This is a genomic window from Sedimentitalea sediminis (genome assembly GCF_042687825.1).
Classification (GTDB): domain Bacteria; phylum Pseudomonadota; class Alphaproteobacteria; order Rhodobacterales; family Rhodobacteraceae; genus Sedimentitalea.
Map to the genome: position 1 here is coordinate 1 of NZ_JBHUQE010000016.1, position 13,597 is coordinate 13,597.

Sequence of the window (13,597 nt, forward strand, 5' to 3'; positions counted from 1 at the left end):
GCGCATAGGCCAGAGGGGAAGATTGCCGGTGCTCTGTTCCCGTGCATCCCCGGGAAAGCCTTTGGGGCGATGGCCGGGGTAAAGCGGCGGGGCGCTGGCGATCGACCTGTTCGCGGCGCTTGCGGATGCCGTCGGTGGATCGGGCGATGACCTCCCGGCGCGGGATCTCGCCGTTGTTTTCAAGGCGGGCGGACTGCATCATGCCGCGCCGGCGATTGTCAGAAAACGATCACGTTGCGTTTGGCGCCGCCGGTCTTTGTATCGGCAATCGCCTCGTTGATCTGCTCCAGCGTCCAGCGCCCCGAGATCAGCTCGTCCAGCTTGAGCCGGCCCTGGCGGTACAGATCGACCATCCACGGGATGTCGCGCTGGATCACGCTGTCGCCCATCTTGGACCCGATCAGGCCCTGGCCCTGATAGGACATGCCCATGGGGTTGTAGCTGGCATTGGCCTCGGCATGGGGCATGCCGATCATGATCGCTTTGCCGCCCCAGCCCAGGTAGCGGGGTGCTGCGTCATAGGCAGGCGCGGCGCCGACGGTGACCAGCACCACGTCGGCACCGCGCCCGCCCAGCGCCTGTCGCGCCGCTTTCCAGGGCTTGGGATCGCTGGCCAGAACCCCGTCGGTGGCGCCAAAGCTTTTGGCGATGTCCAGCTTTTCCTCGGTCATGTCGACCGCCACGATGCGCCGGGCGCCGGCGATGCGGGCACCCTGGATGGCGTTCAGCCCGACGCCGCCGGCGCCGATCACCACAACGTCCTGACCGGCGCGCAGTCCGGCCGTGTTGACCACCGCGCCGACTCCGGTGATGACGCCGCAGGACAAGAGGCAGGCGGCCTCTTTGGACATGTCCGCCGGAATGCCCACGACCTGGCTGCGATGCACCACGACCTTTTCCGCAAAGGCGCCGCAGGCCATCGCCTGCAACAGCGGCGTGCCATCGGTGGTGACGATCGGCCCGGCAACGTCGTCGCGCGGGGTTTCGCAGATGGTGGGCCGGCCGCTGGCGCAGGTAGGGCAGGTGCCGCAGGCGCGGATCAGGGTGACCACGACGCTGTCGCCGACGCTGAACCCGGTGTCGTCGCTGCCGGTGGCGGTGACAAGGCCCGCCGCCTCGTGGCCATAGACCGCCGGCAGATGCCCGCCCCAGGCGCCGTCTGCGTAAGAGATATCCGAATGGCAGATCGCCACCGCATCCAAGGTCACCTCGACTTCGGCGGGGCCGGGTGCCGCCAGCCGGATGTTCTCGATCATCAGCGGGGCGCCGAATTCCCGGCACACGGCGGCTTTTATGGTCTGCATGCGTGGTCCTTTCGTCGGTTCCTGCGTTCAGCGTGGACCGGGGGCGGGGACACCGCAAGGCCGAAACCGCCATTTAACGGTCGCGATCAACGCCGGACTTGCCGCGCGCGCAGGAACAGTGCCAGCCCCAGCAACATCAGCAGCAACGAGACCAGAAACGGCGCGCCGGGAAAGTAGATCGCTGCCGCCCCGCCGGAAAAGACGGCAAAGACCGAGGTCATTATCAAGGGCGAAACCACCATTGACAGGGCGCCGATGCTGGTCAGCACCCCCTGCAACTCGCCCTGGGCATCGTCCGGCACCGCCTGGGACATGATGCCCTGCAGGGCCGGGGTGATCACAGCGCCCAGCGCGGTGATCGGCGTCAGGATCAGCGCCACGGTGCCGCTGGTGACAACGGCGATGAGGCCAAACGCGATGGTGTCGAACACCAGGCCATAGACCACGGTGTTCCATTCGCCCAGCCAGCGCAGCACCAGCCGGATCAGCCCGCCCTGCACGATCGCCATCATGATGCCGAACAGCGCCAGTGACAGGCCGATCATCTGCGGCGACCAGCCGAACCGCTCCTGGGTAAAGAACGACCAGACCGCCGGGTAGACATGGATGGCCACCGAATAGACAAAATAGACCAGCAGCAGTCGGCCGATCCCGGGCAGGCGCGCCACGCTGCGAAAGGCGCCCAGCGGGTTGGCCCGGGCCCAGCGGAACGGACGCCGGATGCGGTCGGTCACGGTCTCGCGCAGCACCAACAGGCCGAACACGGTATTCAGCGCGGCCAGCCCGGCGGCGGCATAGAACGGGGCGCGGGTGCCCAGCTCGCCCAGCAGGCCGCCGATCAGCGGCCCCAGCACAAAGCCCAGGCCAAAGGCGGCACCGATCAGCCCGAAATTGGCGGATTTCTCGCCCGGCGCCGAGATGTCCGCCATATAGGCGCTGGCGGTGGACTGGCTGGCGGCGGTGATGCCACCGACGACCCGGCCGGCCAGCAACAGCCAGATCGAGCCCGCCAGCGCCATGACCAGATAGTCCAGCGCCATCACCGTCAGCGAGATCAACAGGACGGGCCGGCGGCCGTAGCGGTCCGACAGATTGCCCAGAAGCGGGCTGAACAGAAACTGCATTACCGCGAAAACCGCCGACAGAACGCCGCCCCACAATGCCGCGGTGGCCAGCGAGCCACCCTGCACCTCGCGGATCAGGTCCGGCATCACCGGCATGATCAGCCCGATGCCCATGGCGTCCAGCAGGACTGTGACCAGAATGAAGAGAACGGGCAGGCGCAACCGGAAATTCCTGTGCCGTTGGCGTCACTTAGGGATAGGGGCGCAACCGGAAAAAGTCACGCCGGACGCAAGAATGCCGTCGCGTCAGCGGCAAACCGGCGGGCCTGGGCAGGGGCCTGTCCCATTTGTTGTGCCGGGTCAAACAGGTCCGCCGCCTCCAGATCGGGATGATCGCGCGCCGCCAGATCGGCCAGCGGCGTCGCGCTGTCCAGGGCGGCGCGGCACAACGTTTTGACGGCGGCCTGTGCTGCCGGGCGGGGCATCCTGGCGGCCAGCGCGAAACTCAGCGCTTCGGCATGGATCAGGCCCTGATGCGCCGACAACGCAGCGGCCATTCTCGCGGAGTCCGGGTTGATGGCGGCGCAGAGCGGTCCGGCGGTCTGAACCGCCGCTGCCGCCGCCAGCACGATCTGCGGCAGGGCCATCCATTCGGTGAACCAGGCCGCCCCGTCGCGTTGTTGCCGCGGCATCGCGGCGCCCTGCAGCACCGCCTGCTGCCCGGCGGTCTGGCGGGCCAGCGCCACCAGCACCGCGGCGCCGACCGGGTTCTGTTTCTGCGGCATGGTCGACGAGGCGCCCGCCCGGTCCAGCGTGATCTCGCCGATATCCGATTGTACCATCAGAGCGACGTCTTCGCCGAGCTTGCCCAGCGCCAGCGTCAATCGGGTCAGCCAGTCCGCCAGCCGCAGGATCGGAGTGCGGTCATTGTGCCAGCTGCGCCCCGGATCCCCGAGGTTCAGCGCCAGCGCCAGTTCGCCGCGCAAAGCACCGGCGTCGGGACCCAGCGCAGCGGCGGTGCCGGCGGCTCCGGACAGCGCCACCAGCAGGCAGGTTTCGCGCAGCCCGGGCAGTTCGCCGGCCAGCGCAAGCAGCGGGGCGCCCCATTCCGCGGCCACCGCGCCGAAACTGGTCGGCGTAGCGTGCTGGCCATAGGTGCGCGCCGCCATCGGCAGGACGGCATGGCGGGCGGCGAGCCCCGCCAAGGTTCGCAATACCGGGCGCAGATCCGTCTCGATCAGCGCCAGCGCCTGACGCAGGCGCAGCATCAGCGCGCTGTCGATGATGTCCTGCGACGTAGCGCCCCAATGCACGAACTGCGCATGTTCGGGAGCCTGCATGCCGTCGCGAAGGGCCGCGATCAGACCCGGAACGCTGACCCCGTTGCTGCCGGTCGCCGCGGCCAGGTTTGCCGCGTCGATCTGCACTTCCATGGTCGCCCGCGCGATCGCGGCGGCGCTTTCGGGCGGAATGATCGACCGGGCACCCTGCACCCGGGCCAATGCGCCCTCGACCAGCAGCATCGCGCGGATTTCGGCGCTGTCGGTGAACAGCCGACCGACCTCGCCGGTGGGAAACAGGCGGGCATAGAGGCTGCTGTCAAATACCGACCCGGCCATCACAAGCGCCCCGCGATGGTGTTCAGCATCGCCGCCAGACCAGCCGGGTCCGAAAAGAACGGCGAATGCGCGCTGTCCATCTGATAGAGCCGGTCGGCGGGCCAGTCGCGGGTCATCTCGCTCTGGTATTCCGGGGGAATGGTGCGGTCCCGGGCGCAGCGGATATAGGCCTTGGGCACCGAGGCGAAACGTGCCGAGACGAACAGCGGCGTGGTTTGCGGCGCGATGATCTGGGGCTGCAGCCGGTTCAGCGCATAGGCGATGCTGTCGGGCGGGCAGTCGTGGTAAAAGGTTTCGACCGCGCGCGAAGGCAGTACCGAACAGCTCAGCCCGTCCGGATCGCGCTGGATCGCCGGCAACAGCGGCTGTTCCTTGGCCGCCTTGCGCATGTCGACCAGCGACAGGCCCGAAACCGGCACATAGGCGCAGAGATAGATCAGGGCGCGCATTGCCCGGGGGTCGGCCTCGGCGGCGGCGGAAATCGGATAGCCGCCCCAGGAATGACCGACCACGATGGTCTGCGGTGTGCTGGCCGCCAGAACCGCGTCGCGGCAGCCCGCCAGCGTTTGCTGTTCGGGCGGCGTGTGGTCCTGCCCGTGGCCGGGCAGGTCGATGGCGCGCGCCATATGGCCCCGCGCCGTCAGCGCCGGAATCAGGTCACGCCAGCACCAGGCGCCATGAAACGAGCCGTGAACCAGCAGAAAATCAGCCATTTTTTTCCTCGCTCTGCGGGCCGGAGCCCGGCACATGACCGATCCCGGTCAGAAAATCACCCAGAATTTGCGCATATTCGCCGGGCCGCTCGACACAGGGCAGGTGACCCGCGCCGCGGATCAAGTGGAATTGCGCCCCCGGCACCAGATCGACCGTTTCGCGCACCAGATCGGGCGGCGTGGCACCGTCGCGGTCGCCGGCAATGCCCAGCACCGGCAGGCGCAGACCGCTGGTCGGGGTATAGAAATCCGCCCCCGAGATCGCCGCCGCGCAACCGGCATAACCCTGCGCCGGCTGACGCACCAACATGTTGCGCCACAGGGTCAGGTCGGGGCGGTCGCGAAAGCCCGGGCTGAACCAGCGCTGCATCACCGCGTCCGCCAGGCTGTCCAGACCGCCGGCCTGGATCGCGGCAATCCGCTCGGTCCACATCTGCGCCGTGCCGATCCGTGCGGCGGTATTGGACAGGACCAGTGCGCGCACCAGATCCAGGCGCTTGACCGCCAGACCCTGGGCGATCATGCCGCCGATGGACAGGCCGACGAACACGCAATCGCGCACCTGCAGATGATCCAGAAGGCGTTCGGCATCGCGCACCAGCCCGCCCATCGCATAGGGCGGCGGCGGGGCGTCCGACAGGCCGTGCCCGCGCAGGTCATAGCGGATGATCTTCAGCCCGGCGGGCAACAGGGGCAGCACCGCGTCCCACAGGCGCAGATCGGTGCCCAGCGAATTGGCAAAGACCAGCGGCGCGCCATCCGGGTCACCGTCGATGCGATAATGTATCCGGACCCCGTCCAGATCGGCGATATGCATGGTGGCACCCTCCTTTTCCGGCTGCGGCGGTGTCGGCCTACCCGTCCCCCGGAACCAGGGCGGTGCGGAACGTTCCGGCATCGACATTACCGCCGGTGGTGACGACAATGACCGCATCGCCCGTCACCTGTTCCGGCAGGAACAGGGCCGCGGCTAGCGCCACGGCGCCGCCCGGTTCCAGCACGATCTTGAGCCGGGAAAAGGCCAGCGCCACGGCCCGCATGGCCTGATCCTCTGTCACCACCAGTCCCGGGCCGCAGAGACGCTGCATGATCGGAAAGGTGATGGCCCCTGGCTGCGGTGTGATGATGGCGTCGCACAGGCTGCCGGACAGCCGGTCGTTGCGCCGGATTTCGCCGCTGGCCAGGGACCGCGTGACATCGTCAAAGCCCTCGGGTTCGACCGGGCGCACCCGCAGGCCGGGCGCGTGCCCTTCGAGCGCCAGGGCGATGCCCGAGGTCAGCCCGCCGCCGCCACAACAGACCAGAACGTCGCCCACGGTCACACCGGCCGCGGTCGCCTGTTCGGCGATTTCCAACCCGACCGTGCCCTGACCCGCGATGACCTGCGGTTCGTCAAAGGGTTTGATCAGGGTCAGACCGCGCTCGGCAGCCAGACGGTCGCCTATGGCGTCGCGGTCCTCGTTGGCGCGGTCGTACAGGATGACCTCGGCGCCCAGGGCCCGGGTGTTGTCGATTTTGGTTTTCGGGGCATCCGAGGGCATGATGATGACTGCGGCGGTGCCATGGCCCCGGGCAGCCAGTGCGACTCCCTGGGCATGGTTGCCGCTGGAAAAGGCGATGACGCCGCGGGCGCGCGCATCCGGTGCCAGCGCCGACAGGGCCGACCAGCCGCCACGGAACTTGAAGCTGCCGGTATGCTGCAGGCATTCCGGTTTCACCAGCACCCGGCGCCCGGCCATCTCGTCCAAAAACGGCGAGGACAAAAGAGGCGTGCGCCGGACATGCCCGTGCAGGCGCCCGGCCGCGGCCTCGATCATCGCCAGGTTGCTCATGCGCTTTGCTCGAGCACGCGGTGAATCAGCGACAGGCTCTCGGGTTCGTCCAGCAGCGGTACATGGCCCCGGTCGGGCACGGTTGCGGCGATCAGATCCGGGTGGCGGGCCTGCATCTCGGTCAGAGTCTCGGGCAGCAGGATGTCGGAATTGGCACCGCGCAGCACACCGGTCGGAAGCGGTTTCAGCGCCTCAAAGACCGGCCACAGATCGGGCGGCGGTCCGGCTGCGGCCTGGGCTAGCAACGCATCGCGCAGCCGCGCGTCATAGCGCAGGGCCAGACCTTCCCCGGCGGGCGTGAACTGGGCCTCGGCCATCGCGCGCCAGACCGCCGGGGACAGGCCGGGAAACTGGGCGCCTTGCACCGATTGCAACGCGCCGGCGGCGGCCTGCAGCGTTTTCGCGTTGGGCGGTTTGCCGACATATTCCATGATCCGGGCGATGCCCTCGGCGCTGACATGCGGGCCGACATCGTTCAGGATCACGCCGGCCAGCCGGTCGGGCACGGTTGCCGCCATCACCATGGCGATCAGCCCGCCGCGTGACGTGCCCAGAACGGTGACCCGGTCCAGCCCCAGATGATCCAGCAGTTCGACCACGTCCTGCGCCTCGCGGCCGACATTGTAGCTGTTGAAATCGGCGGCATGGTCCGATTGCCCGCGGCCGCGATAATCCAGCGTGATCATCCGCAGATGCCGCATATGCGGCGCCAGAAAGTCGAAATCGCGGCTGTTGCGGGTCAGGCCGGACAGGCACAGCAGCGGCTGGCCCTGTCCGGTATCCTCGAAATGCAGGTTCAACCCGTCTGAAGTCTTGAAAGTGGTCATGTTTTTCGTACCAGGTCAGGAATTGCCGTCAGGTCGGTCAGGATATGGGGCGGCGTCCACGGCAGGCGGTCGACCGGTTCCTGGGCGCGGTTGACCCAAACGGTGGTGAATCCGTAGCCGGTTGCGCAGCCCGCGTCCCATCCGTTGGACGAGACGAACAGCACCGCGTCGCGGGCGCAGCCGAACCGTTCACCGACCAGGTCGTAGACCGCCGCGGCGGGTTTGAAGACGCCGACGCTTTCCACCGACAGCACATCGTCCAGCAGGTCGCCGATGCCGGCCGACCGGACCGCCCCGTCCAGCATTCGGGGCGCCCCGTTGGACAGGATCGCGGTGTTCAGCCCCGCGGATTTCAGCGTCGCAAGCATCGCGGGCACTTCGGGATAGGCCTGCAATTCCCAATAAAGATCCAGGAGCCGCTGGCGCAGTGCTGTATCGCCCTGCAGGCCGGTGGCCTCCAGCGCCCAGTCCAGCCCGTTCTGGGTAACCTCCCAGAAATCGCAATGGGCCCCTGCCACGGCGCGCAGCCAGGAATATTGCAGCTGTTTCAGGCGCCACAGCTCGGAAACCCGCTGCCAGCGCGATCCGAAATCGCCAAAGCCCGGCTCCTGTGCCGCCAGTCGCGCCGCCGAGGCGACATCGAACAGCGTGCCATAGGCATCAAAGACACAGGTGGTAATCGGCATGCGTGGAACCCCGTTTTGCCGCAGACTGGCACAGGCGCCGGACGGGGAAAAGACGGCGGTGATGATTTTGTCGGCAATTTCGGGCATACTGGCGCTGTCGCGTGCAAGGAGAGACCGATGTCCTATATTCACGGTGCCATCTGGTGGAGCGAATTGACCACCCGGGATGTTGATGCCGCGCAGGCCTATTACCGGCGTATCTGCGGCTGGCGTTTTTCGGTGACGCCGGCCGCCGATGGCGGGGATTACTTTGTCGCCCATCTGGGCGATCAGCCGGTGGCCGGGCTGCTGGATCTGGCGCTGTTGCCAGATCACGAGGACACGCCGGCGCAATGGGTCACCTATATTGCCGTTGACGATATCGACGAGGCGCTGACCCGGACCCGGGCTGCCGGCGGGCAGGTGCTGCGCGAAGGGTTCGACGTGCCCGATGTGGGCCGCATCGCCATGGTGCAGGATTCCGTCGGTGCGCTGCTGGGGCTGATCCGTCCGGTCAGACCCGGCTGAGACGGCCGCCCGTTGGCAGCGCGCATATTAGCCGGGCGCCGGAGCGGGCGAGGTCGACTTTACATCCCGTGCCAGACCTGTAGGGTGCGTTGATCGGAGTACCCGCGCAGATACGCGGCCTCTGCCCGGCAACCCCCCAACAGATTGGACAGATATGACCCAGGTCAAAACCGGCGACACCGTGCGCATTCACTATACCGGCACCCTGCTGGACGGCAGCACGTTCGACAGCTCCGAGGGGCGCGACCCTCTGGAATTCCAGGTCGGGTCCGGTCAGATCATCCCGGGTCTGGATGCGGCCCTGCCGGGCATGGCGGTCGGGGACAAGAAAACCGTCAATGTTCCCTGTGATCAGGCCTATGGCCCAATCCAGCCGGGCATGCGCCAGGCCGTCCCGCGCAGCAACATCCCGGCCGAAATCCCGCTGGAAGTCGGCCTGCAGCTGCAGGCGCAGTCCTCCGAGGGTCAGACCGTGCCGGTGACGGTGGTCGAGATCAGCGATGACGAAGTCACCCTGGACGGCAACCACCCGCTGGCTGGTCAGGACCTGACCTTTGCCATCGAGCTGGTGTCGATCGCGGAATAACCCGGTCCCGGCCATACCGGCCCCGGATTGCGCCCTTGCCAGCACCTTGGCAGGGGTCGCCACCCTGTCACCGCCCCCACCGCCCCACCGCCCCACCGCCCCACCGCCCCACCGGGCCAACCGGCAATGCACCTTGGCGCTTCGCGCAGGTGGCGCGGTGCGGAGCGGGGGGGAATTCGGCAGCAATCCGGTGAATGCCGATACCGAACAGGCCGTGGGTTCAAAAATTGCAAGATGCAGCTGTGGGAACACGGCGAACAGCGCGCGCCCTCGATACGCTGAAAATGGAGCGGGTGAAGGGAATCGAACCCTCGTCGTCCGCTTGGGAAGCTTAACCGCTAGTGCTGGTTTACCGCCTTTGATCAAGCGGTTAGGGGGTGCGTCTGACGCGTTTTGTAGGCAGTTTGCAGGCGAAAAAAAATTGCCTGCAAAGTGGAGCGGGTGAAGGGAATCGAACCCTCGTCGTCAGCTTGGGAAGCTTAACCGCTAGTGCTGGTTTGCCGCCTTTGATCAAGCGGTTAGTGGGTGCGTCTGACGCGTTTTGTAGGCAGTTTGCAGGCGAAAAAAAATTGCCTGCAAATTGGAGCGGGTGAAGGGAATCGAACCCTCGTCGTCAGCTTGGGAAGCTTAACCGCTAGTGCTGGTTTGCCGCCTTTGATCAAGCGGTTAGTGGGTGCGTCTGACGCGTTTTGTAGGCAGTTTGCAGGCGAAAAAAAATTGCCTGCAAATTGGAGCGGGTGAAGGGAATCGAACCCTCGTCACTTGCTTGGGAAGCAAATGCTCTACCATTGAGCTACACCCGCCGCGTCGCCCTTCTTAGTCATCCTCGCTGATCGCATCAAGTGCTTGTTTGTCTGGTTCCGCCAGCAAAAGCCTACTTTTCCCGACCGACAAACGCTCTCGCGCCTCAATTGCTGGGACGCCCTTGTTCACGCAGTACTTGGAGTACCAGACCTCACCCCGGCGCTCGATCAGTTGCCACAGGCCTGGCACTGGTCTCCCGAGAAGCGCGAGCACAGTAAACCCAACCCCTATCAAAGCCACGAGCTTGGAACACCAGTCCACGACGGGCGGCAGGGAGGAGGGATCCCAAAACACTCCTAGCGTTGCGAGGATTCCTGCTGCGGCCAAAACTGCGGCGCCCAGCACCTGATACCGGACTATCCACTTGTTTGCATATTCGATGCCCTCCTGCATGACAGTCTCATTCCGTGATGAAACCGAGGCGAGGCGCTTTGCATCCTCCCCTCTCAGACGCTCCAATTCGGCTAGTCGAGCCTCTACGTCGGCGGTCTTCCGGGCTTCTTCTTCAAGCCTTGCTTCGTATTCTGCTTGGGTTTCTTGCTGCCTTTTCTTGTTCTCGGCGCGCAGTTGACGAATTTTTTTGTCTTTTTCAGACAGCTTGGCATCTGTTTCGTCGCGGACAACCTTAATGGCTGCATCCAGCATTCCATCCAGAAGTTCTTGATCTCGCTCGGGGTCGAAAGAGGCCGACGAACCGCGAGCAGTATCCATCAGGTAACTAACCGCGCGATTGTCCTGTAGGAGCAGTTCAAACTGTTCCACCTTTTCAGGGGTGAACTTGGCAACCTGCTGACGGGCATTTTCGATCACGTCTTTTCGTACCCGGAGGACGCGTTCGCATTGTGCCAGCATGTGCGATGTTGGCAACTTCTCGGAGTTTTCGAAGCCAGTTCGTAGCCATGCGATTGTCGCCAAGTCTCGCGTATCGACGACCGGGCCGCACTGTGTCTCGCGAACGAGTTGAGACTGCAAGCAGTATTCCCGCGCTTTCCTGACTAGCTTCTCATTCGAGGAAATGAATACGTGGCTATTTTGCAGCGGATCGTTTTTGTGCTTGCCATGGCGCATCCGCATGATGGCTGTCACAGCGAACGCATCATGCTCACGGGCAAGTGAGCCTTCCCAAGAGAGGAACGAGTAAACGTCCGTATTTCGTTCGGCATCGAAGTATTTATGATCATTGGGGAAGGCGTCCAAGCTGTAATCCCGAACGTTCACACCGAATTTTTCGGCGGCCGCCTCAATGTCGGCTGCAACTGTTTGCACGTATGCTCGGTCAACCTCACCGTGGAGGACTGCCGTGTGAGTGCGACCGTAGCGATCCGAAGGCGAGGCCTTCAAGTAGGACCTGAGAACCCGTTCTGCCTCGCGACAGCTCTCGCTAAAAACCTGAACGCGACAGCCAATCGACTTCAAAGCATCAACAATCGTTCTTGCTTCTTCCTGAAGGGCTTCACCGCTTGTCCCAACGAGTCCGAGAAGCATTGGCCCGTCTAGAAAGAAGGTTGTTTCACTTTTGGTTTCCAGTGCGGAGGGCTTGCGGAAATCCTCAACTAATTCAGCCAAAAGCCCTGCCGCGACGAAAAGACTGAGTTTCTCGGCTAGTTCTGGCTGTTCCTTTGAGAGCCACTGCACAAATCGTGCGCAGACGTGGGTTTCAGACTGCGAAAGAACGGAAACGTCGTTTGTCAACTCTTGAAGGGCGCTGCGTTCCCCGTTGGCAATGTCTCCTGACTTTAAGGAAGCCGTAATTTCGTTATTCGAATAGGCGTCCAGCGATATGAGGAAACGGACGAGCAGATCGCCCAACTGCTCACGGGTAAGTTGCCTGTAGATTAGATCGCCAGAAACAAGGTCAAATTTCCCGAACAACTCGGTGACTTGATCAAATGATTCTTGGATAGACGTTTCTACATCGGCGGCTAGCTCGGGGCTTGGCTGCGCGACGAAAATCGTCTGACCGTTCTTTTGCTCCTCGACCAGATGCCCTTGCGCAACCAGTCGCTCCACGAAGACATGCCCGACTGACTCCGTGAGGTTCCACCCATAGATGAGCTTAGCAGCTTTCGCCAACAATGACGCGGTGATCGGCTTTCCGTGGAGCTTGTCAAGAATGGGAACGTAGAAGTAGCAAAGGGCATCAATGACGTCCGAGTTCTCGTCATCGCGAAACGCAGCAAGAACCGCGTTAACTCGTACTGCTGCTGGTCCGACCGTCATGTTTTCTTGCCTTAGGGTTGTGCCGCAGACGTCAACTTATCCGCCTTGTGGTGAAAAGTCGAGCAAACACAGGATGTAGCAGTTTGCCCCTTAGGTAGGTGTTTCCACAATTCTCCGGTTGAGCAGCGCCGGGGACAGGTCCGATAAGTCGGTTATGGCAGCAATGCTGACCCAACCATCAACGGAGTAACAGACATGACCAAAGCCGAACTCAACGCCCGCCTCACCACGCCGCTCACAGCATCGCAACTCAAGAAGACCTCGCTCGCGGAATTGCAGGTGATGGCCGACGCTCAGAAGCCCAAGGCTCGGAAGCCGCGCGAACTGCCCGACCGCGTGATGCTCGAACCCGGCAAGCCGGAAGACGTCAAAGCGACGAAGGCAGGCAGCAAGCGGCACCTGATGGCCGAGGTGCTGGCCAAGGGCGCGACCATCGAGGAACTGATGGAAACGCTCGGCTGGAACAAGGACACCGTGTCGTCCGCGCTGCGCACCGACATGGGCGCGCTCGGGCTGGGCGTCGAGCGCAAGGCGGGCAAATACTACCTGCTGATGCCCAAGGGCGTGAAGCGCATCCCGGCGCATGACGCGGACACCACCCGCGCGGACGCCCTCGTGGCTGCGTGCAAGTAGGTATTGCGACATTCGCGAGCCTGCGGCGGGCGTGCTTTGGCGCGCCCGTTGTTGCGTTGGGTGAGCGGATGCCACAGGATAAGAAAGTGAGGCGGTTCTATGAATACCTACCGAACGAAAGACAAGAAACCCTACCCGAATACCGAGGCGGGCGTCCGGGCGCTTTTTGCTGAACATTCACCACCTTTCGAAGTCGAAAAAGTGGAACAGCTTGGCGGCAATATCTGGGCAGCATTTTTTCCGGATGGCTCCGGTACGCGCGTCTATCCAGAAATCGGCCATTTTGAGCAGCCGCCGATCTCGTACTTGATGGAAACACTCGGCCCGATGCGCGACCCCGAAAGCGTGATTGCGTTTGTAGGGAAACACGGCGGGAGTGCGCGCCGCCCACTGCTGGTCTCTGAATGGGCCTACCAGCTACCGCCTGAATGCGGGAAGATTTTCTGGCAGGTTGTGACTACCTGCTGGGATGGCTTTGATCGGATTCCGCACAGCGAATATGAAGAGTTGTTCGAGACATTTTTGGACAGTGTTCCGCCGTGCGATGTGCCAGAAACCTTGACCGTGTATCGCGGGCAGGACACCGACGCAGAAAAGGGGTTGTCGTGGACGCGCGACCGGAAGGTCGCTGAGGCCTTTGCGTATGGGCACAGAGGCCTGAACAATCCCAATCCTGTGGTCTTGGAAATGGAGGTTTACCGAGGCGACGTAGCGTTCACCTGCGAAGACCGTGACGAGGCTGAGGTGGTGCTGCTGCGCATACCCGACTGAGCGCCCGCGTGACGCGGTTGGCGGGTTGGCG

The 13,597-nt window shown here is 64.0% G+C and carries 14 protein-coding genes and 1 tRNA gene; 4 read left to right on the forward strand and 11 right to left on the reverse strand.

Annotated features, from left to right (window positions below):
- The 9 genes from ACFMPD_RS12970 to ACFMPD_RS13010 form a co-directional block, all read right to left on the reverse strand.
- The coding region (locus ACFMPD_RS12970; protein WP_380995020.1) for a hypothetical protein at window positions 1-202 on the reverse strand (202 nt) is incomplete at its 3' end.
- A gap of 16 nt (window positions 203-218) precedes the next feature.
- Window positions 219-1,304, reverse strand: a complete 1,086-nt coding sequence (locus tag ACFMPD_RS12975; RefSeq protein WP_380995023.1) for a Zn-dependent alcohol dehydrogenase — start codon at window positions 1,302-1,304, stop codon at window positions 219-221.
- 86 nt (window positions 1,305-1,390) lie between these two features.
- The gene (locus ACFMPD_RS12980; RefSeq protein ID WP_380995025.1) at window positions 1,391-2,590 is read right to left on the reverse strand and encodes a TCR/Tet family MFS transporter; all 1,200 of its coding nucleotides are present in this window, start codon (window positions 2,588-2,590) and stop codon (window positions 1,391-1,393) included.
- A gap of 56 nt (window positions 2,591-2,646) precedes the next feature.
- On the reverse strand, window positions 2,647-3,987 hold the full coding sequence (locus ACFMPD_RS12985) for a lyase family protein (protein ID WP_380995028.1): 1,341 nt from the start codon (window positions 3,985-3,987) through the stop codon (window positions 2,647-2,649).
- Window positions 3,987-4,700, reverse strand: a complete 714-nt coding sequence (locus ACFMPD_RS12990) for an alpha/beta fold hydrolase (protein ID WP_380995031.1) — start codon at window positions 4,698-4,700, stop codon at window positions 3,987-3,989. The genes ACFMPD_RS12985 and ACFMPD_RS12990 overlap by 1 nt, the downstream gene beginning before the upstream one ends.
- Entirely contained in the window at window positions 4,693-5,517 is an 825-nt protein-coding gene (gene pcaD / locus ACFMPD_RS12995; protein WP_380995034.1) for a 3-oxoadipate enol-lactonase, read from the reverse strand. The genes ACFMPD_RS12990 and pcaD overlap by 8 nt, the downstream gene beginning before the upstream one ends.
- Window positions 5,518-5,554: 37 nt before the next feature.
- The gene (locus ACFMPD_RS13000) at window positions 5,555-6,532 is read right to left on the reverse strand and encodes a threonine ammonia-lyase (protein WP_380995037.1); all 978 of its coding nucleotides are present in this window, start codon (window positions 6,530-6,532) and stop codon (window positions 5,555-5,557) included.
- Window positions 6,529-7,359, reverse strand: coding sequence for an alpha/beta fold hydrolase (locus tag ACFMPD_RS13005; protein ID WP_380995039.1), 831 nt, complete (start codon window positions 7,357-7,359; stop codon window positions 6,529-6,531). The genes ACFMPD_RS13000 and ACFMPD_RS13005 overlap by 4 nt, the downstream gene beginning before the upstream one ends.
- Window positions 7,356-8,045, reverse strand: coding sequence for a haloacid dehalogenase type II (locus ACFMPD_RS13010; protein WP_380995212.1), 690 nt, complete (start codon window positions 8,043-8,045; stop codon window positions 7,356-7,358). The genes ACFMPD_RS13005 and ACFMPD_RS13010 overlap by 4 nt, the downstream gene beginning before the upstream one ends.
- A gap of 117 nt (window positions 8,046-8,162) precedes the next feature.
- On the opposite strand from ACFMPD_RS13010, the gene ACFMPD_RS13015 reads away from it, so the two are divergent.
- Window positions 8,163-8,552, forward strand: coding sequence for a VOC family protein (locus tag ACFMPD_RS13015; protein ID WP_380995042.1), 390 nt, complete (start codon window positions 8,163-8,165; stop codon window positions 8,550-8,552).
- A gap of 154 nt (window positions 8,553-8,706) precedes the next feature.
- Window positions 8,707-9,138: an FKBP-type peptidyl-prolyl cis-trans isomerase gene (locus tag ACFMPD_RS13020; RefSeq protein WP_380995044.1), complete on the forward strand. Its 432-nt coding sequence runs from the start codon at window positions 8,707-8,709 to the stop codon at window positions 9,136-9,138.
- Window positions 9,139-9,867: 729 nt separating this feature from the next.
- Here the strand turns inward: ACFMPD_RS13020 and ACFMPD_RS13025 are convergent.
- Window positions 9,868-9,941, reverse strand: a tRNA-Gly gene (locus ACFMPD_RS13025).
- A gap of 13 nt (window positions 9,942-9,954) precedes the next feature.
- Entirely contained in the window at window positions 9,955-12,162 is a 2,208-nt protein-coding gene (locus ACFMPD_RS13030) for a hypothetical protein (protein ID WP_380995047.1), read from the reverse strand.
- Between the two features lie 195 nt (window positions 12,163-12,357).
- Here ACFMPD_RS13030 and ACFMPD_RS13035 point away from each other — a divergent pair, with 195 nt between their 5' ends.
- Together ACFMPD_RS13035 and ACFMPD_RS13040 are read left to right on the forward strand one after the other, a co-directional pair.
- The gene (locus ACFMPD_RS13035; RefSeq protein WP_380995050.1) at window positions 12,358-12,795 is read left to right on the forward strand and encodes a hypothetical protein; all 438 of its coding nucleotides are present in this window, start codon (window positions 12,358-12,360) and stop codon (window positions 12,793-12,795) included.
- Window positions 12,796-12,894: 99 nt separating this feature from the next.
- A complete protein-coding gene (locus ACFMPD_RS13040; RefSeq protein WP_380995053.1) occupies window positions 12,895-13,566 on the forward strand; it encodes a hypothetical protein in 672 nt (223 codons plus the stop codon).
- Window positions 13,567-13,597: the final 31 nt, after the last annotated feature.